The 18,604-nt window shown below is 74.7% G+C and carries 17 protein-coding genes; 3 read left to right on the top strand and 14 right to left on the bottom strand.

The window, feature by feature from the left end; translation table 11 throughout:
* Positions 1-97 precede the first annotated feature (97 nt).
* Entirely contained in the window at positions 98-1,414 is a 1,317-nt protein-coding gene (locus ACPC54_RS12735; protein WP_498964205.1) for a DUF5667 domain-containing protein, read from the top strand.
* Between the two features lie 85 nt (positions 1,415-1,499).
* Here the strand turns inward: ACPC54_RS12735 and ACPC54_RS12730 are convergent, their stop codons facing one another.
* The 7 genes from ACPC54_RS12730 to proC all read right to left on the bottom strand — a co-directional run bounded on the left by ACPC54_RS12730 (position 1,500) and on the right by proC (position 7,998).
* A complete protein-coding gene (locus ACPC54_RS12730) occupies positions 1,500-2,507 on the bottom strand; it encodes a lysophospholipid acyltransferase family protein (protein WP_498964203.1) in 1,008 nt (335 codons plus the stop codon).
* 7 nt (positions 2,508-2,514) lie between these two features.
* Positions 2,515-3,639 carry an NAD-dependent epimerase/dehydratase family protein gene (locus ACPC54_RS12725; protein ID WP_498964201.1) on the bottom strand — a complete coding sequence of 375 codons (1,125 nt, stop codon included), beginning with the start codon at positions 3,637-3,639 and terminating at the stop codon, positions 2,515-2,517.
* A 220-nt stretch (positions 3,640-3,859) separates the two neighbouring features.
* The gene (locus ACPC54_RS12720; protein ID WP_003948845.1) at positions 3,860-3,958 is read right to left on the bottom strand and encodes a 30S ribosomal protein bS22; all 99 of its coding nucleotides are present in this window, start codon (positions 3,956-3,958) and stop codon (positions 3,860-3,862) included.
* A 190-nt stretch (positions 3,959-4,148) separates the two neighbouring features.
* Positions 4,149-4,358: a helix-turn-helix domain-containing protein gene (locus ACPC54_RS12715; protein WP_045699258.1), complete on the bottom strand. Its 210-nt coding sequence runs from the start codon at positions 4,356-4,358 to the stop codon at positions 4,149-4,151.
* Positions 4,359-4,604: 246 nt separating this feature from the next.
* Complete coding sequence (locus tag ACPC54_RS12710; protein WP_498964199.1) at positions 4,605-5,801, bottom strand: acetoin utilization protein AcuC; 1,197 nt, start codon at positions 5,799-5,801, stop codon at positions 4,605-4,607.
* A 72-nt stretch (positions 5,802-5,873) separates the two neighbouring features.
* Positions 5,874-7,085, bottom strand: coding sequence for an MFS transporter (locus tag ACPC54_RS12705; protein WP_498964197.1), 1,212 nt, complete (start codon positions 7,083-7,085; stop codon positions 5,874-5,876).
* Between the two features lie 85 nt (positions 7,086-7,170).
* Complete coding sequence (gene proC / locus ACPC54_RS12700; RefSeq protein ID WP_498964195.1) at positions 7,171-7,998, bottom strand: pyrroline-5-carboxylate reductase; 828 nt, start codon at positions 7,996-7,998, stop codon at positions 7,171-7,173.
* 233 nt (positions 7,999-8,231) lie between these two features.
* Here proC and ACPC54_RS12695 point away from each other — a divergent pair, with 233 nt between their 5' ends.
* The gene (locus ACPC54_RS12695; protein ID WP_498964193.1) at positions 8,232-8,681 is read left to right on the top strand and encodes a hypothetical protein; all 450 of its coding nucleotides are present in this window, start codon (positions 8,232-8,234) and stop codon (positions 8,679-8,681) included.
* A 90-nt stretch (positions 8,682-8,771) separates the two neighbouring features.
* Positions 8,772-10,103, top strand: a complete 1,332-nt coding sequence (locus tag ACPC54_RS12690) for an SCO2583/SCO2584 N-terminal domain-containing protein (RefSeq protein ID WP_498964191.1) — start codon at positions 8,772-8,774, stop codon at positions 10,101-10,103.
* Position 10,104: 1 nt separating this feature from the next.
* On the opposite strand, the gene ACPC54_RS12685 is transcribed toward ACPC54_RS12690, so the two are convergent.
* From ACPC54_RS12685 to ACPC54_RS12655, 7 genes are all read right to left on the bottom strand, one after another.
* Positions 10,105-10,635 carry a hypothetical protein gene (locus tag ACPC54_RS12685; RefSeq protein WP_498964189.1) on the bottom strand — a complete coding sequence of 177 codons (531 nt, stop codon included), beginning with the start codon at positions 10,633-10,635 and terminating at the stop codon, positions 10,105-10,107.
* A gap of 116 nt (positions 10,636-10,751) precedes the next feature.
* Complete coding sequence (gene ilvD, locus ACPC54_RS12680; RefSeq protein ID WP_498964187.1) at positions 10,752-12,596, bottom strand: dihydroxy-acid dehydratase; 1,845 nt, start codon at positions 12,594-12,596, stop codon at positions 10,752-10,754.
* 140 nt (positions 12,597-12,736) lie between these two features.
* Positions 12,737-13,525, bottom strand: a complete 789-nt coding sequence (locus ACPC54_RS12675; protein ID WP_498964185.1) for a class I SAM-dependent methyltransferase — start codon at positions 13,523-13,525, stop codon at positions 12,737-12,739.
* A gap of 33 nt (positions 13,526-13,558) precedes the next feature.
* Positions 13,559-14,362: a sugar phosphate isomerase/epimerase family protein gene (locus tag ACPC54_RS12670; RefSeq protein WP_498964456.1), complete on the bottom strand. Its 804-nt coding sequence runs from the start codon at positions 14,360-14,362 to the stop codon at positions 13,559-13,561.
* Between the two features lie 535 nt (positions 14,363-14,897).
* Positions 14,898-15,860: a Ppx/GppA family phosphatase gene (locus tag ACPC54_RS12665; RefSeq protein WP_498964183.1), complete on the bottom strand. Its 963-nt coding sequence runs from the start codon at positions 15,858-15,860 to the stop codon at positions 14,898-14,900.
* A 150-nt stretch (positions 15,861-16,010) separates the two neighbouring features.
* Positions 16,011-16,877: a glycerophosphodiester phosphodiesterase gene (locus ACPC54_RS12660; protein WP_498964181.1), complete on the bottom strand. Its 867-nt coding sequence runs from the start codon at positions 16,875-16,877 to the stop codon at positions 16,011-16,013.
* Positions 16,878-17,014: 137 nt separating this feature from the next.
* Positions 17,015-18,340, bottom strand: a complete 1,326-nt coding sequence (locus ACPC54_RS12655) for an SUKH-4 family immunity protein (protein ID WP_498964179.1) — start codon at positions 18,338-18,340, stop codon at positions 17,015-17,017.
* Positions 18,341-18,604: the final 264 nt, after the last annotated feature.

Here is an 18,604-nt window from a genome sequence, read left to right as displayed (position 1 = left end):
CGAATTGCGACCTGTCACCCGATGGAGTGGCTTTGGCCAGCCGAGGCAACCGTCCGGCAGGCCGGGGTGTCGACAACGACGAAGGGAGGTGTGGCCCGTGACGGCAAACGTGCTGGAGCACCGACGGGCGAAGGCCTTCGCCGAGGCGCTGGAGGCCCACCAGACGGAGCAACGCCAGGCGGACGGCACCGGCTCGGCCGACACCGTCGCCACCGGCGCCGGCTCGACCGCGGTGGCCGAACTGGTCTCAGTGGCCGACGCACTGGGAGCACTGCCCGGGCCGGAGCTGGACCGCGAGGTCCGCACGGTCCAACGCGCCCAGCTGATGGCCGCGTTCGAGCAGGCCTTCGCCGGCGGACCGGGCGCCACGGTGCCCCGTCAGCGCCGCCACCGGGCGATCCGCACGGCGCCGCGCGGCCGCTGGAGCCGCCGGTTCGCCATCGGCGGACTGGTCGCCGGGCTCGCCGTGGGCAGCCTGGCCGGCGCCGCCGCCGCCAGCTCCAACGCCCTCCCCGGGGACACGCTCTACGGCATGAAGCGCGGTCTGGAAGGGCTCCGGCTCGACTTCGCGGACTCCGACTCCGAGCGCGGGCAGCTGCTGCTCGACAACGCCGCCACCCGGCTCGGCGAGGCCAGGACCCTGGTCGGCCGCACCGATCCGGCCGGCGCGCTCAGCCCGAGCACCGTCGACCGGGTCCGCCGCGCACTGGACGACATGCACGCCGACGCCCTCAAGGGCCGTGAGCTGCTGCGCTCGATCTACCGCAGCAACGGCTCGCTCGACCCGATGCGCGCGCTGGCCGGCTTCGCCCAGGACGAGGACGGCAGCTGGACGGAGCTGGAAGGCAAGCTGCCCGTCCAACTCACCCAGCAGGCCCACCTGGTGAACCAGCTCTTCGACGACATAAGCGAGGACGTCGCGCCCCTGCGCCTGGCCCAGCCCGCCGCGAAGAGCGGCGGACCGGCCGGCACCGGAGTGGGCGGCGGACAGTCCGGCCAGGCCACCGACGGCGCCCCCGCCGACACCCCGGCGGGCGGCACCGGCACCGCGCCCGGAGCCGACCAGCCCCAGGACGGCGGCACCGGCACGGGCGGCGGCACGGCCCGCCCCGGCGGCACCGACCGCACCCCGGTCGGCTCCGGCCTCGGCCTGCCCGGCACCGGCGCCAAGGGCGGCGGCCTGCCGAGCGCCGTGCCCAGCAACGGCGCGGACGCCGTCAACGGGCTGGTCGGCGACCTCACCGGCGGGCTCACCGGCGCCAAGCCCTCGCCGAGCGCCGACGCGGCCCCGCCGCCGGCCCCGCAGGCCTCCGGCACGCCCGGCGCGGCCGGCGGCGCCCCGCAGCAGGGCGTCGACGTACCGCCACTGATCCCGGGGCTGCTGCCCGGGCTGCGCATCCTCGGCGGCAGCTGAGCGACCCCGTGAGGGGCCCGGCGGAACCCGATCCGCCGGGCCCCTCACGGTGCGGGAGCCCGTGCGGGAGCCTGCGGGAACACCGCTAGAAGAACACCGAACGCCGCTGCACCAGCAGCTCGTAGAGGGTGCGCTGGATGGTCTCCCGCACCTCGTCGGCCAGGTCGAAGACCAGCATCGGATCGTCCGCCGCCTCCGCCGGGTAGCCGTCGGTGGCGATCGGCTCGCCGAAGCGGATCGTCCACTTGGTCGGCAGCGGCAGCACCCCGAGCGGCCCCAGCCAGGGGAAGGTCGGCGTGATCGGCACGTACGGCAGGCCCAGCAGCCGGGCCAGCGTCTTCACGTTCCCGATCATCGGGTACGTCTCCTCCGCCCCGACGATCGAGCAGGGCACGATCGGCACCTTCGCCCGCAGCGCCGAGGAGACGAAGCCGCCGCGCCCGAAGCGTTGCAGCTTGTAGCGCTCGGCGAACGGCTTGCCGATGCCCTTGAAGCCCTCCGGCCAGACCCCGACCACCTCGCCGCGCTCCAGCAGCGCCTGGGCGTCCTCGTTGCAGGCCAGGGTGTGGCCGGCCTTGCGGGCCAGCTCGTTGACCCCCGGCAGCACGAAGACCAGGTCGGCGGCGAGCATCCGCAGGTGCCGGCGGTGCGGGTGGTGGTCGTGGATGACCACCTGGGTCATCAGGGCGTCCAGCGGGATGGTGCCGGAGTGGTTGGCGACGATCAGCGCGCCGCCCTCGGCCGGGATGTTCTCGATGCCCTGGACGTCGATCCGGAAGTACTTCTCGGCCAGCGGGCGCAGCAGCGAGAGCAGCACCTCCTCGGTCAGCTCCTGGTCGAAGCCGAACTCGTCGACCTCGTAGTCGCCGGTGAGCCGGCGGCGCAGGAACGCCAGCCGCTCGGTGGCCCGGCCCTCCCAGCCCTTGCCGAACAGTCTGGTGGCCGCCGGGCCGAGCTGCCCGGACAGCGCCCCGCCGACCGCCCCGGCGAGCCGGTCGGGCAGCGTCGGCCCGTCCGGCCCGGACCAGCTGGGCGCGGACTCGATCGGGATGACCTTCGCCTCGCCCGGCGCGTTCTCGGCGGCGGCACTCATCGCGGGTTCAGCTCCTCGGGCGGCGGGGGCGGTTCGGTACGGCGGGGGTGGCGGCGGGGGTGACGGCGGGCCGGTCCGGGTCGAGCAGGCCGGCCAGCCGGTCGGTGGCGGCGGCCAGCCGCCCGGGCGGCAGCAGGCCGGGGCCCTGCGCGGCGGCGAAGTCCGCGAAGGCCTCCGGGGTGCCGAACGCCGGGCGGTAGCCGAAGGTCTCCCGCAGCCGCGTGGTGTCCACCACCCGCCCGTGGGTGAGCAGCCGCAGCTGCTCGGGCGAGACGTCCACCAGCCGGGTCTGCCGGGCCAGGCCGGCGATCCAGCTGACGGCGGGCAGCAGCAGCGGCACGGTGGGGCGGCCGAGCCGGCGGGCGCACTGGGACAGCAGCAGCACGCCCTCGCCGGCCACGTTGAAGGTGCCGGTGTTGGCGGTGCCCGGCTCGGGCTCGGCGGCGGCCCGGCACAGGACGGCGACGGCGTCGTCCTCGTGCACGAACTGCAGCCGCGGGTCGTAGCCGAGGACGGTCGGCAGGACGGGCAGCGCGAAGTACTCGACGAGCGGGGTGTCGGCGTGCGGGCCGACGATGTTGGCGAAGCGCAGCACCGTCACCGCGACGTCCGGGCGGCGGCGGGCGAAGCCGCGCACATAGCCCTCGACCTCGGCCGCGTCCTTGGCGAAGCCGCCGCCGGGCGGGTTCTTGGGCTGCATCCGCTCGCTGAACACCGCCGGGTCGCGGGGCGCGGAGCCGTACACCCCGGTGGTCGACTTCACCACCAGCCGGCGCACCCCGGGGGCCTTCTGGCAGGCGCCGAGCAGCTGCATGGTGCCGATGACGTTGGACTCCTTCACCGCGGAGCGGTTGGTGGAGCCGAGGCCGGTGGCGCTGACGCTGAGGTGCACGACGGTGTCGACCCGGTGCTCGGCGATCACCCGGGCGACGGCCGGGCGGCGCAGGTCGAGCTGGTGGAAGCGGTACGGGGCGAGCCGGCCGGCCGGGCCGTCCGGCTCCTCGGCGGACCGCTTCGGCGGCTGCACGTCCACGCCGACGACCAGGTCCACACCCGGGCGGCGGCGGAGCTCGGCGACGAAGCGGGCACCCAGATGGCGTGCCACGCCGGTGACGAGCACGACCACACCCACGGTGCTGCACCCCTTTTCTCGACCGAGCGGTCCGCGTGCACCGTACCGCGCCGGCCCGGCGGGCCGTAAAACGACACCGCCCGCCCGGGCCACTGGGGCCGGGCGGGCGATGGAACGCCTGATCCCCGCGAGGGCGGGGTCGACGAGTTCTTCCTGCGCCGCTGTGCGCGAGTCCGCGGGCGACCCCCGCGAACGCGGGGACGAGGCGCAGGCTCAGGCACTACTTCTTGTTGCGACGCTGGACCCTCGTGCGCTTGAGAAGCTTGCGGTGCTTCTTCTTGGCCATACGCTTGCGACGCTTCTTGATGACAGAGCCCACGGAACAACCCTCGCTCACTGAGACTCTCGCCCGTGAGAGACGGAGTCCATACGACTGACGTGAGGGCCTAGCCTACCGTCCACGACGCCCGGGCCGTAATCGCACTCCCCCGGACCGGGAAACTCGCGGGAAATCGGCGGCGAACGGGCCCGGGACCACCGCCGTGGACCCGAGCCCGACCAGCCGGGCCCTACGCGCTCTCAAGCCGCACGTAGGACTCCTTCAGGTACTCGTGCACCGCCTGCTGCGGCACCCGGAAGGAGCGTCCGACCCGAATGGCCGGCAGCTCTCCGCTGTGCACCAGCCGGTACACCGTCATCTTGGACACCCGCATGACCGCGGCGACCTCCGCCACGGTCAGGAAGACGACTTCCTGCAGGGGGCGCTCGACGGAACTCATGACCATCACCCGACCCTTACCCGTGTGCAAGGCACCGGCTTCCCCTCCGGTGACTCCACCGGCACACGTGTATCCCCAGAGTAGTTATGGGTGGTACCAGTGGGAAGAGGGGAAGTGCAGTCCTCGTACGGTGAGAGATAGGACCGTTGCAGTACGTAGCCGCTCGGCGGATGGCACCGGTCGGCGTACGCACGGCCCGCCCCGGCAGGGGCTCGGAGCGGTCCGGGAAGGGGCGAAACGCCGGATTCAGGCCAACAGTCCGTGGTGCGGGAACACCGCGCGGCGGGCCGCGAGGATGGCCTGATCGAGTCGGTCGGCGGGGTCGTAACCCGCCTCGAAGTCGCGCCAGACCGGGCGCGCGCCGTCGGTCATCCGCAGCGGGGCGGGGCGGCGGGTGCGGCGGTGGACCTCGGCGCGCCAGACCTCGGGGGTCTCGGTGGCCGGGTCGACGGGCCGCCCGGCCGCGGTGGCGACCAGGTGCGTCCAGGTCCGCGGGACGACGTCGACCACCGCGTAGCCGCCCCCGCCGGTGGCCACCCAGCGGCCGCCGGCGTGCTCGTGGGCGAGGCCGTGCAGCTCCTCGGCGATCAGCCGCTGGGCGTCCACGGTGACGGCGAGGTGGGCGAGCGGGTCCTCCAGGTGGGTGTCGGCGCCGTGCTGGGTGACCAGGACCTGCGGCCGGAACGCGCCGAGCAGTTCGGGCACCAGCGCGTGAAAGGCGCGCAGCCAGCCGGCGTCGCCGGTGCCGGCGGGCAGCGGCAGGTTGGCGGCGGAACCCGGGGCGTCCGGTCCGCCGGTCTCGGTGGGCCAGCCGGTCTGCGGGAACAGCGTGGCCGGGTGCTCGTGCAGCGAGACCGTCAGCACCCGGGGGTCGTTCCAGAACGCCTCCTGGACGCCGTCGCCGTGGTGGACGTCCACGTCGACGTAGGCGACGCGCTCGGCGCCGAGTTCGAGCAGCCGGGCGATGGCGAGGGCCGGGTCGTTGTAGACGCAGAAGCCGGAGGCCTTGCCGGGCATCGCGTGGTGCAGCCCGCCGGCGAAGTTGACGGCGTGCGGCGTCTCGCCGCGCCAGACCGCCTCGGCGGCGGCCACGGACTGGCCGGCGATCAGCGCGGCGGACGAATGGACGGCCGGGAAGGACCAGTTGTCGTCGGTGCCGAGCCCGTGCCGGGGGTCGGACTCCTCGGGGTGGGCGGCGGCGTGCCTGACCGCCTCGACGTACTCGCGGGTGTGCACCAGCCGCAGGGTGGAGTCCCCGGCGGCGGGCGCGGAGCGCAGCGTCACCCCGGGCCCGGTGGTCAGCCCCAGGGCCTCGACCAGGCTCATGGTGAGCGCCAGCCGGGTCGGGTCCATCGGGTGGCCGGGGCCGAAGTCGTAGGCGGTGACGGCCTCGTCCCAGAACAGGTGCAGGCCACAGGGGCGGTCACGCTCGGCTTCGGGCATGGCCTCCACCGTAGCGGGTGGCGGTGGCCGCCAGGTTGTCAGGGCCGCGGCCGGTGGGGGTGGTGGCGCCGGTCAGCCGGTCTGCGCCGGTACGGCGGTGGCGGTGGCCGGGGCGGGGGCGAAGCGGTCGGCGAGCGGCAGGACGGCGAGCACCAGCAGCATCGGGGCGATCAGCGCCCAGCGGTACGAGCTCGCGTCCGCGATCGCGCCGACCAGCGGCGAACCCACCAGGAAACCCACGTAGTTGAACAGGTTGAGCCGGGCCACCGCGGCGTCCGAGTCGGCCGGGAAGAGCCGGCCGCCGGCCGCGAAGACCTGCGGGATGATCGCGCAGATGCCGAAGCCGAGCACGGTGAAGGCGGCGATGCCGGCCCAGGGCGCGGGGGCGACGGCGGCCAGCGCGAAGCCGAGCGCGGCCAGCGCGGCGCCGGCCCGGACCACCGGGACGGCGCCGAAGCGCTGCACCGCGCGGTCGCCCAGGGCCCGGCCGAGCAGCATCGCCACCATGTAGCCGAGGTAGGAGAGTTTGGCGAGGTCGTCACGGCTGCCCAGGCCGTCGGTGAGGTACTTGACGCTGTAGTTGGAGACCGAGGCGTCCGCGATGTAGGCGAAGGCCATCGCCAGGCACAGCGGCAGCAGCGGCCGCCAGGGAACGGACCGGGCGGCGGCCTCGGCGGCCTCCCGGACGGCGTCGCCGAGCTCGGCCGGTCCGGCGAAGAAGGTGCCGGTGAGCACCGCGAGCGGGGCGACCACCGCGGCGGCGGCGCCGAACAGCACCGGCAGGCCGAGGTCGACGTGCGAGCCGAGGCCGGCGACCGCCGCGCCGAGGATGCCGCCGAGGCTGAACGCGGCGTGGAACCCGATCATGATCGAGCGGCCGTAGCGGTGCTGCAGGCCCACCCCCAGCATGTTCATGCTGGCGTCCAGCGCGCCCACCAGCAGCCCGAACGCGCCCAGCGCGAGGGCGAGTTGCCACAGCGCGTCACCCAGCCCGACGGCCGCGAGGCTCAGGCAGACGCCCGGCTGCACCACCCGCAGCACCGCCCGGGCGCCGATCCGCTTCACCACCTGCTCGGAGGCCAGCGAACCGGCCCCGGCCAGGATCGGCACCGCCGCCAGGAAGGCCGGCAGCAGCCCGTCGCTCAGCCCGTACCGGCGCTGGATCTCCGGGATGCCGGTGACCAGCAGGGCGAAGACGGTGCCCTGGAGCAGGAAGCTGACGGCGAGCGCGGCCCGCCCGGCGCGCAGACCAGGGGGGATCGCGGGTGACGCGGCAGCACTCATGCGGGACCTCGCTACTGGCCGGTACGACGATGTAGGCCGAGAGCGTAGGGGGTGCGCCGCGTTTGCGGGAGGGGTCGCGCAGCGCTCACTTCCCGCCGGAGGCCAGCTCCCGGGACCGGTCCCGGGCCGCCTCCAGGGCGCCCAGCAGCGCGGCCCGCACCCCGTGGTTCTCCAGCTCGCGGATGGCCGCGATGGTGGTGCCGGCCGGGGAGGTGACCGCCTCGCGCAGCTTCACCGGGTGCTCGCCGGAGTCCCGCAGCATCACCGAGGCACCGATCGCGGACTGCACGATCAGGTCGTGCGCCACCTGCCGGGGCAGGCCGAGCAGGATGCCCGCGTCCGTCATCGCCTCGACCAGGAAGTAGAAGTAGGCCGGGCCGGAGCCGGACAGCGCGGTGGCCGCGTCCTGCTGGGACTCGGGCAGCCGCAGCGCCTTGCCGACCGAGCTGAAGATCTCCTCGGCGCGCCGCAGGTGCTCCTCGGTCGCGTGGGAGCCGCCGGAGATCACGCTCATCCCCTCGTCCACCAGGACGGGCGTGTTGGGCATGACCCGCACCACCGGGGTGCCGGCCGCCAGCCGCGCCTCGAACCAGGCGGTCGGGACGCCGGCCGCGGCCGAGATCACCAGCCGGTCCGGGCTGACGTACGGGGACAGCTCCTCCAGCAGGGTGCCCATGTCCTGCGGCTTGACCGCGAGGATCAGGGTGTCGGCGAGCTTGGCGGCCTCGGCGTTGGAGACGGCGACCACGCCGTACCGGGCGGCGAGTTCGGCCGCCCGCTCCGGGCGGCGGGCGGTCACCAGCACGTCCGCCGGGTCCTTGCCGGCCCGCAGCAGACCGGAGAGCAGGGCCTCGCCGATCTTGCCGGTGCCCAGGAAGGCGATCTTCTGCCCGTGTGCTGCGCTGCTGCCCATGGTCCGCTCCTTGCCTCGGTACTGCGGCCATCCTCGCACCGCGCGGCGGCACCCGTCCGGAGCGTCCGGTCCGTGGGCTTGCGGTCCGGCGCCGCTGTGCGGCCGGTCCGGCGCCGGCGTGCGGTCGCTCCGCCGCGGGCCCGTCGCGGGCTCGTCGCGGGCCCGTCGCACTGGGGAGAAACTCGGGGGTTTCCCCTATGGCCCCGGGGAGCGGGCGGGCGCACCGTGGAGACATGGCACACGACGACATGTCCCGACGTGAGAACCGGCAACTCGCCGTCGCCTCGGCGACGGTGGGCCCGTGGCGGACGGCCGCGGGAGTCGGCGCGGTGGTGGGGGCGACCGTCCTGGGGATCGACCTGATCTCGGGGCACTGGTCGCTGAGCATCCTGGCCGGTCCGGCCGGCTGGGGTCTGTTCTTCTTCTTCCTGGTCGGAACGCTCGGCGGGCAGCTGCGCCGCGACACCGCCGACCGGCGACTGCGTCGCTGGGCGGACGCGCACCCGTGGCAGGCGGCCCTCCCGGCGGCCGGCGGGCTGCTGGTGCTGAACACCCTGGCGCAGTGGCTGCTCGGCGATCCGGGCCTGCTCTGGGCGTTCTTCGAATCGCTCCTGCCCGCCGCCGTCCTGCTGGCCGTGGTCGGCGTGGTGGGGTCGGTGAAGCAGGCCCGCGGCAAGGGCTGAGCGGCGCGGGCCGCCCGGTTCCTCCACGGGTTCACCACAAGGTGTGGCCCCGATCGACGGTTCGTCACACCCTGTCGGCATACTGGCGCGATGCCGATAGCCGAAGATCCGGAACCGCGCCCCGACGAGGGCCGCGAGGCGGGCGGGAAGGACCCGTTCGCAGAGCTCGTCCTGGACGAGGAGTTCGTCAAGGGCGCCACCGTCAAGGAGCAGGCCGGGCGCACCCGCATGCTCGCCGCCCGGTGGAAGCACACCCCGCCGGTCGACCCGGGCGGCCGCCGCTCGGTCAACGACGGCCCGGCGCCCAAGCGCCGCTTCGGCCGCAGGCCGAAGCTCCAGGCCGTCGACCCGTGGGGCAACCCGAAGCCGCGCCGCCGCGGGTTCGAGTGGCGCACCCCGCTGTTCGTCGTGCTGACCGTCGCCGTGCTGCTCGCCGCGCTGAACGTGGACGGGCTGCGCAACTGGTTCCACGGGGGTTCTCCGGACGCCTCCGCGCCCGTCCCGACCGTCGCGCCGGAGACCGCCAAGCCGACCACCGCGCCGCCGAAGGCCGCCAAGGACCGGCCGACCGTGGCGCACCCGTGGGCCGGCTCCCCCGCCGAGGGCTGGCCGAACGGCGCCGAGGCCTTCGTCCTCCCGCAGGCCCAGGCCACCGGCGTGTTCTCCGCCGACCAGGTCGCCGCACAGCTGCAGTTGGTCAAGGACTACCTCGCCGCCGCCAACCTGGACCCGAAGGTCATCACGGGCGCCCGCCCGGACGCCGCCCTGGCGATGCTGGACCGCGAGGAGCGGGACAAGGCGGCCGCTTCGCTCGACAGCCCGTCCAAGGACAACGACCCGACCAGCTGGTTCAGCCGCTTCGACCAGCGCGAAGCCGTCCCGGTCGGCGACGTGGTCAAGGTGCAGGGCCGGATCAGCTTCGAGAGCGACGGCGACAAGGGCGTCCTGGTCCGCACCGACTTCAGCTACGTGTACGCGCTGCGTCCGGGCAAGGAGGCCGGCAAGCGGCCCAAGCCGAGCCAGCCCCCGGCGGGCAAGCCGACCGCCCAGCCGGCCGATCCCGGCGGTGGCACGGCCAAGCCGGTGAGCCTGGTGGTACCGGTGGACGACGTCTCCGGCGACACCTGGACCACCCGCACCATCGTGCGCCGGGTGGAGAACTTCCGCTTCTACGACCCGGCCCGCTACCAGGTCAGCCCGAAGAAGCTGGTGCACGGCGACGGCGGCACGACGGAGTACGGCAACTCGGCCTGCGACGTCTACGACGGCTTCTACCACCCGGAGTTCGACCAGTTCGACAACGCCCAGGCGGACACCCCCGGCGCCCAGCCGACCGGCCCCGAGGCGGACCCGTACGACCGCAGCAGGGACCTCAAGCCCGGCGACGGCGACGGCCAGTGCGGCACGGTCAGCCGCTACTGAGCTACTTCTTGCGCTTGCCCCGGCCCGGCACCTTGGCGCCGGGCCGGCCGCTGCGGCCCGCCTGGCGCTTGGCGTGCTGCTCGACGGCCCGCTCGTAGGCGGCGCGCTGCACGGCCTCGCCGGGCGCCTCGACCAGGCTGCGGACGAAGTAGGCGAGCAGGCTGCCGACCCCGCCGATCAGCCAGACCGCGCCGAGCGACTTGTCCTCGGCCATCCAGCCGGTGAGCTGGTCCCGGCCCTCGGTGAGCAGCTTCCAGGTGCGCCGCACGCACATCATCGAGCAGACCACGACGGCGGCGGTCAGCAGCCCGTTGACGAAGCCGCCGTTGTCGGAGAGGGCGACGCCCTCGACGCCGAAGCGCAGCACCAGCGCGGCGGCGGCCGCGGCGGCCAGCGAACCGGCCGACACGCCGACGCGGCGCAGCCAGTAGCCGTTGTCCCGGTCGAGCCAGGTGGTGCCGAAGAAGCGGATCGCCTCCGGCGCGGGGGCTCCGGTGGTCGCGGGTGCGGTGGTGGGGGGCTGCTCGCTCACACCGTCGATTATGACCCGGCCGCCCGGGAACGCCGGAGGGGCCGTCCGACCCCCTGGGGACCAGGGGGTCGGACGGCCCCTCGACGGCGTGCGGGGCCGGTCGGGCCGGGCCCCCGTCAGCCGAGCTTGGTGACGTCCCGGACGGCGCCCTTGTCGGCCGAGGTGGCCATCGCCGCGTACGCCCGCAGCGCCTGGCTGACCTGGCGGTCGCGGTTCTTCGGCCGGTAGCCGCCCGCCGCCTCCAGCGCGCGGCGGCGCTCGGCGAGGACCTCCTCCGGCACCTCCAGGGAGATCGTCCGGCCCGGGATGTCGATCGCGATGGTGTCGCCGTCCTCGACCAGGGCGATGGTGCCGCCGGAGGCGGCCTCCGGGGAGGCGTGGCCGATGGACAGGCCGGAGGTGCCGCCGGAGAAGCGGCCGTCGGTGACCAGCGCGCAGGCCTTGCCGAGGCCGCGGCCCTTGAGGAAGGACGTCGGGTAGAGCATCTCCTGCATGCCCGGGCCGCCCTTGGGGCCCTCGTAGCGGATGACGACGACGTCGCCCTCCTTGACCCGCTTGGTGAGGATCGCGTCGACGGCGTCCTCCTGCGACTCGACCACGACGGCGGGGCCGCTGAAGGTCCAGATCGACTCGTCGACACCGGCGGTCTTCACGATGCAGCCGTCCTCGGCGAGGTTGCCGTACAGCACCGCGAGGCCGCCCTCGACGGAGTAGGCGTGCTCGACGCTGCGGATGCAGCCCCGGGCCGCGTCGGTGTCCAGCGACTCCCAGCGCTCGGACTGCGAGAAGGCCTCGGCGGAGCGGACGCAGCCGGGGGCGGCGTGCCACAGTTCGACGGCCTCGGCGGAGGGCGAACCGCCGCGCACGTCCCAGGTCTTGAGCCACTCGGCGAGCGAGTCGGCGTGCACGGTGTGGACGTCCTCGTTGAGCAGCCCGGCGCGGTACAGCTCGCCGAGGATGGCGGGGATGCCGCCGGCCCGGTGGACGTCCTCCATGTAGTACGAGCCGTTCGGAGCGACCTTGGACAGGCAGGGCACCTTGCGGGAGATCGCGTCGATGGCCCGCTGGTCGAAGTCCAGCTCGGCCTCCTGGGCGGCGGCGAGCAGGTGCAGGATGGTGTTGGTCGAGCCGCCCATGGCGATGTCGAGGGCCATGGCGTTCTCGAAGGCGGCGCGGGTGGCGATCGCCCGGGGCAGCACGGAGGCGTCGTCGCCGTCGTAGTGGCGGTTCGCGATCTCGACGACCGTCCGCCCGGCGTTCTCGTACAGGGCCCGGCGGGCGGTGTGGGTGGCGAGGACGGAGCCGTTGCCGGGCAGCGAGAGGCCGATCGCCTCGGTGAGGCAGTTCATCGAGTTGGCGGTGAACATGCCGGAGCACGACCCGCAGGTCGGGCAGGCGTTCTCCTCGATGATCGCGATGTCCTCGTCGGAGACGTTCTCGTTGACGGCCTGGGAGATCGCGTCGACCAGGTCGAGCTTGCGCACGGTGCCGTCGACCAGAGTGGCCTTGCCGGCCTCCATCGGGCCGCCGGAGACGAAGACGGTCGGGATGTTCAGGCGCAGCGCGGCCATCAGCATGCCCGGGGTGATCTTGTCGCAGTTGGAGATGCAGATCAGCGCGTCGGCGCAGTGCGCGTTGACCATGTACTCGACGGAGTCGGCGATCAGGTCGCGCGAGGGCAGCGAGTAGAGCATGCCGCCGTGGCCCATCGCGATGCCGTCGTCGACGGCGATGGTGTTGAACTCGCGCGGGATGCCGCCCGCCCGCTTGATCGCCTCGGAGACGATCCGGCCGACCGGCTGCAGGTGGGTGTGGCCGGGGACGAACTCGGTGAAGGAGTTGGCGACCGCGATGATCGGCTTGCCGAAGTCCTCGCGGGCTACGCCGGCGGCCCGAAGGAGCGCGCGGGCGCCCGCCATGTTGCGACCGTGGGTGACCGTACGGGACCTCAGCTCGGGCACTGTGCTCCACTCCTTCGGGGCTCTCGCCGGCGCCCCGCCGATGGGAGGGTGCGGGGGCCGCTGTGGGTACCGAGCCTACGCCCGCCGTCCGCCGGGTGGACGAGCCGTCCGCGATGCGGGCAGCTCCGGTCGGGCGCGGATCAGGCGGGCGTGACGGCCACGGTGAGGTCCAGGACGTACGGCTCGACGACCTGGCCGTCCGGGAACTCGGCCAGCAGCGCGGCCCGTTCCGCGGCGAGCAGCGGCTCGCGCAGTTCGGGGGCGAGCGAGGCGAAGTACGAGCGGGAGGTGAGGTTGTCGACGACCTGCTCGACGGGCACCTGCCGCTGCCAGCTCAGCTTGGCGCGGTGGACCTCCAGCCCGGCGGCGGCGAAGGGGGCGGTCAGGTCGTCGACCCGGCCGTAGCCGAGGTAGCGGCCCGCGAACGCGGCGGACAGCCGCTCGTCGCGGGCGCGGACCCACGGGACGGTCTCGTCGAAGAGGTTCCACCAGGTGGCGAGGGCGCCGCCCGGCCGCAGCACCCGGACGGCCTCGGGCAGGGACTTCTCGGGGTGCGTCCAGTGGAAGGCCTGGGCGTAGGTGATCAGGTCGGCGGAGTCGTCGTGGAAGGGCAGCTCGTCGCCGCCCCCGCGCACCAGCGGCAACTGCGGTGAGACGGCGAGGAGTTGGGCGGCCATCCCGGCGGAGGGCTCGACGGCGACCACGTCCGCGCCCCGGGCGGCCAGCAGGCGGGTGGCGATGCCCGTGCCGGCGCCGACGTCCAGCGCCCGGACGCCCTCGACGCCGCGGCCCCAGAGGCGCTCCAGCTCGTCGAACAGCTCGTCCGGGTAGCCGGGCCGGCCGCGGTCGTACTCGGCGGCCACCGAGCCGAAGCTCGACGCCAGCTCGCGGAAGCCGCGCAGCTCGCTGAAGCGCTGATCGTTCGTCACTGATCCCCCTCGGTACGGCCCACCGGCTCCCGGTCAGCGTACGTGCGAGGGGGTGGCGAGGTGCAAGCGGGTGAAGGCGAGCGCCTCGGCCAGATCGGCCTCGCGTTCGGCCGGTGAGGCGGCGCGACGGGTGTTGACCTCCAGCACCACGTGGCCGTCGAAGCCGGTGCGGGCCAGGTGCTCCAGCAGTTCGGCGCAGGGCTGCTTGCCGCGGCCGGGGATCAGGTGCTCGTCCTTGCCGGAGCCGCTGCCGTCCGCGAGGTGGACGTGCGCGAGCCGGTCGCCCATCCGCTCGACCATGCCGAAGGCGTCGATCCGGGAGGTGGCGACGTGCGAGAGGTCGATGGTGAAGTGCCGGTACTCCTCCTCGGTCACGTCCCAGCCGGGGGCGTAGGCCAGCACCTCGCGGTCCCGGTAGCGCCACGGGTACATGTTCTCGACGGCGAAGCGGACGTCGGTCTCGCCCGCCATCCGGTTGACGCCCTCCACGAACTCCCGGGCGTACTGGCGCTGCCAGCGGAACGGCGGGTGGACGACCACGGCGCTCGCGCCGAGCTTCTCGGCCGCCGCCCGGGCCCGGACCAGCTTGGTCCACGGGTCCGTGGTCCAGACCCGCTGGGTGATCAGCAGGCAGGGCGCGTGCACGGCCAGGATCGGCAGCTGGTGGGCGTCGGAGAGCCGGCGCAGGGCCTCGACGTCCTGGCTGACCGGGTCGTTCCAGACCATCACCTCGACCCCGTCGTAGCCGAGCTTGGCGGCCAGCTCGAAGGCGACGGCGGTGCTCGCCGGGTACACCGAGGCGGTGGAGAGGACGACCTTGGTGTCGGGGATGTGCAGGGCCGGGTGCTGCGGCAGGACGAGGCGGTCGGTGGTGCGCAGCAGCGGCGGGCGGGCGGCCTCGCGCTTGGCGGCCTTGACCGAGCGCACCGACTGGACGGCGGCCTTGGCGGCGCCGGCGGCCCGGGCGGTGCGGGTCTCGCGGGGCTCGCGCGGCTCGCGGGGGTCCGTCTCGGCGGCGGCCCGGGCGGTCGCGGTCTTCTTGGTCGCGGCGGTGGGGGCGGTCCCGGTCGGGGCGGTCTTCGTCGCCGCCTTCTTGGCCGCCGCCTTCTTGGTCGCCGCTTTCTTCGCGGTGCGCTGGGCCGCCTTGACGGCCTTCGCGGCCTGCGCCGCCGTGGCGCCCTTGACCGCCTTGCCGAGCTTGCGGCGCGGGCCGTCCGGCCGCTGCTGCCCGTCCCCGGAAGCGCGGCCCTCCCGCGTACCGTCCTCGCCCGCTGGTTGCACCACGGGAGACAGCGTAAGCGGACGGCGCTCCGAACGGGGAGCCGGTGGCCGACGGGCGGCCGGGAACCGGCCGTCCTCCCGCCGCCCGGGCTCAGCCGGTGAGCGCCGGGGGCTGCCGGTCGGCGGGGGTGTCCATGTGGTCCAGGCGGCGCAGGATGATGCCCTCGCGCAGCGCCCACGGGCAGACGTCCAGCTCGTCCAGGCCGAACAGGTCCATCGCGGCGTCGGCGACGATCGCGCCGGCCAGCAGCTGCTTGGCCCGGCCCTCCGAGACGCCCGGGATCTGCGCCCGCTCGGCGACGGTCATCGCGGCCAGCCGGGGCAGCCACGCGGACAGCCCGACCCGGGTGAGCCGGCGGTCCGCGTACGGGCCGGCGTCCGCCGGGGCGGCGCCGGTCATCCGGGCGAGCTGCTTGAAGGTCTTGGAGGTGGCGACGGCGTGCTGCGGCGGCCCCAGCCGGGTGATCTCGCCGACCACCGTGCCGATCTCGGCCCGGACGTGGCGTCTCAGCTCGCGCAGCCCGTCCGCGTCGGCGAGGTCCCCCGGCAGCCAGCGGGCGGTCAGCCGGCCGGCGCCCAGCGGCAGCGAACAGGCGACGTCCGGCTGCTCGTCCAGACCAGAGGCGATCTCCAGCGAGCCGCCGCCGATGTCCAGGTTCAGCAGCCGGCCCGAGGACCAGCCGAACCAGCGGCGGACGGCCAGGAAGGTGAGCCGGGCCTCGTCCTGGCCGGACAGCACCCGCAGCTCGACGCCGGTCTCGGCGGCCACCCGGCGCAGCACCTCCTCGCCGTTGGCGGCCTCGCGGACGGCGGAGGTGGCGAACGGCAGGATGTCGACGACGCCCTTGTCCTCGGCCACCCGCAGCGAGGAGGCGATGTGGCCGACCAGCCGCTCGACGCCGGTCTCGCTGATCGCGCCGGTCTCGTCGAGCAGTTCGGCCAGGCGCAGCTCGGCCTTGTGCGAGTAAGCGGGCAGCGGGGCAGCGCCCGGATGGGCGTCCACCACGAGGAAGTGGACCGTGTTGGAACCTACGTCGAGCACACCGAGTCGCATAACTCTCCAAGTTACGCGATCACGGGCGGGGGGAGACCGGTTGTGGCGGTATTCGCGCTGGTCCGGGACCGGTTCCCGACCGGTTCCCGACCGGTTCCCGACCGGTTCCGCACGGGTTTCCCCGCGTGCTGCCCGCCGGCCCCCGGGTGGTCAGTGCCCGCGCGAGGAGACCCGGCGCTCGGGCAGGCAGTTCGCGTCCGACCAGTGGCGGGCCTTGCCCGGGGTGTCGGTGATCACGCCGTCCGCACCGCGGGCGGCCATCGTCTGCCAGGACTCCTCGTCGTCGACCGTCCAGACGTACACCTCGCGGCCGGCCCGGCGCTCGGCCGCGATCCGGGCGGCCCCCGCCAGCGAGGTCTCCAGTGCCACGCCGCGCAGCGGCAGGTCGCCCGGGTTCTCGGCGATCGCGGAGCCCTGGATCAGCACCAGCGGCAGGCCGGGGGCGGCGGCGTGGGCGCGGCGCAGGTGGTCGACGGAGAAGGAGTACAGGATGACTTGGGCGCCGCTGGCGGCGGCGATCCGGGCGATCCGGGTGACGTCCTCCGGGGTGCGCTGCCACTTGATCTCCATCAGCAGCGTGGCGTTGCTGGTGCTCAGGCGCTTGAGCAGCTGCTCCAGGGTGGGCACGGGCTCGGGCGAGCCGGGGCCGATCGTCACCCGCAGCGCGGCGACCTGAGCGGCGGTCAGGTCGCCGACCGCGCCCTTGCCGTTGGTGGTGCGGTCCACGGTCGGGTCGTGCATCAGCACCGGCACCCCGTCCCGGGTGGTCTGGACGTCCGTCTCCAGCCAGTCCGCGCCCTGGTCGAGGGCCGCCTCGAAGGAGGCCATGGTGTTCTCGGGCGCGCTGCGCGGAGAGCCGCGGTGGCCCACCACCACCGGGTTGTCGCAGGCCGGCGGCGCGGCCTGGGCGCGGTCCCGCAGCACGGGGCCGCCCGCGGGGCCGGCGGCGCACCCGGCGGCCAGGATCGCGAGCGTGGCAAGGACGGCCGTCTGGGCGGCGCGGGGCGAGGCGGTCACGGCTCGGTGGCTCCAGCTCCTGCTCGGGCGGTCTCGTCGAACTGCTCTGACCGCTCGACGGCACGGTTCGGTTCCCGGCGGTCCGTCCGCGTCCCGCTCCGAGAGGGACAACGGCCGGGACCGGTGACCCGGATCGATCAGAGCAGCCCGTCCCACAGCTGCTCGACGATCACGGCCCACCAGTTCTCCGGATCGTCGAAGACCGTACCGTCCCGGGCCGCCAGCGCACGCTGCAAGGCGTCCACCGCCGCTCCGGTGGCCGCCGGGTCGAGCCCGCGCAGGCCGGGCAGCCGGTCGGCGAACAGCTCCAGGCAGTGGAGGAAGGAGCGCAGGTCGGCGTTGCAGTGCCGGGCCGTCGCGTCGTCCGGGTCCACGGCGCGGACGGCGCCGTCCGCCGCGTCCAGGGTCACCAGCGCCCAGCCGTCCGTCCCGAGCACCACCCGGCCGTCGAGCGCCGCCCGCTCGCGCTCGGCCACCCGGGTGCCGCGCCCGAGCCCCGCCAGGTGGGCGGCCAGGACGGGCAGCGCGCCGGGCGGGCGGGACCCGTCCGCGATCGCGGCCACCCCCGGGTGGTGCAGCGCGAAGAAACCCGGGACGCCGACCGGCACGCCCACCGTCCGCAGCAGGGCCGCCGGCTCGCCGGGCAACCCGGCGCGGACCACGTCCGCCGGATCGAAGCGCCGCACCCCGGCCGGGCCGAACCGCTCGGCCAGCCGGGCCGCCAGCACCGCGTCCGGCTCCGCGTTCGACACCGCGTCCGGCCCCGCCGGGGCCCGGGTACCGATCGGGCCGCGCGGGAACGGCACCCGGTTACGGGCCGGGCCGCCGTCCTCCGGCGCGGGCAGCGCCCGCACCGCGGCGGCCCGGCGGTCGAAGCGCGGGCCGTACGGCAGGGCGAACTCCAGCCGGACGTCCGGCAGTTCGGCCGCCAGCGCGTACGCCCAGTAGCCGCCGGGCAGCGCGCCCACCCGCAGATCAGTCCGGACGGCCAGCACATCCTCGGCCGCCACGCCCTGCTCGCGCAGCCACCACCAGCCGCGCAGCGCCGGATGCGGGTGGCCGGGCGCCGAACGCAGCGCCAGCGAGCACGGCTCGCCGGCGGCGTCCCGGTAGACCAGCTCGGCGCGGGCACCCCGGCCGGTGGCCGGCGGGAGGGCCGGGTCGTAGCCGCCCGCGCCCACGAAGTCCCGGTAGAGGGCGACCACTTCGTCCACCGGCACGGACGGCCACACCGTGAACCGCCCGCTCAGCCCGTCCACCACGCCACAGGCCGCCCCCACCTCCTCGGGCGCCCGGCGCTCACCTGTCCGCGGATCGACCGCCACCGGCGCCGGCTCGGCCCACACCACCCAGCCGCACTCGAACTCGTGCGTACGGACCCGGCGCCCCTGCCCGGCCCCCTGCGGCAGGTCCCCGTTGATCCACCGGTTCCCCACCTCCACCGCCTGCGCCCGCGAGATCACCCCGCGCACCCCCGTCCCACCGTCCGCCCCACACCCGAACCGCCCGCCGCGACCCTACGCCCGAGCAACACCCCCGCAGCACATCCGGCCGCCCCCACCCAAACCTCAGCCGAACAAACCCCCCTGCCGGAGAAGTCAATCCGGCCAATTTCCAGCCCCCAGAGCAAACGGCCCCCCGGCAGCAGCCATCGCGCACGAAAAGTCGGGCCGGTCGACTTCTCGTGCGTCAGCGACCCGCCGGGCCGGCCGACCCCCGGCACCCCG

This window comes from Kitasatospora sp. NPDC094028 (assembly GCF_049543595.1).
In the GTDB taxonomy this organism is placed as follows: Bacteria; Actinomycetota; Actinomycetes; order Streptomycetales; family Streptomycetaceae; genus Kitasatospora.
The sequence above is the reverse complement of the archived record's forward strand: the minus strand, read 5'-3'. Positions and strand labels throughout refer to the sequence as shown.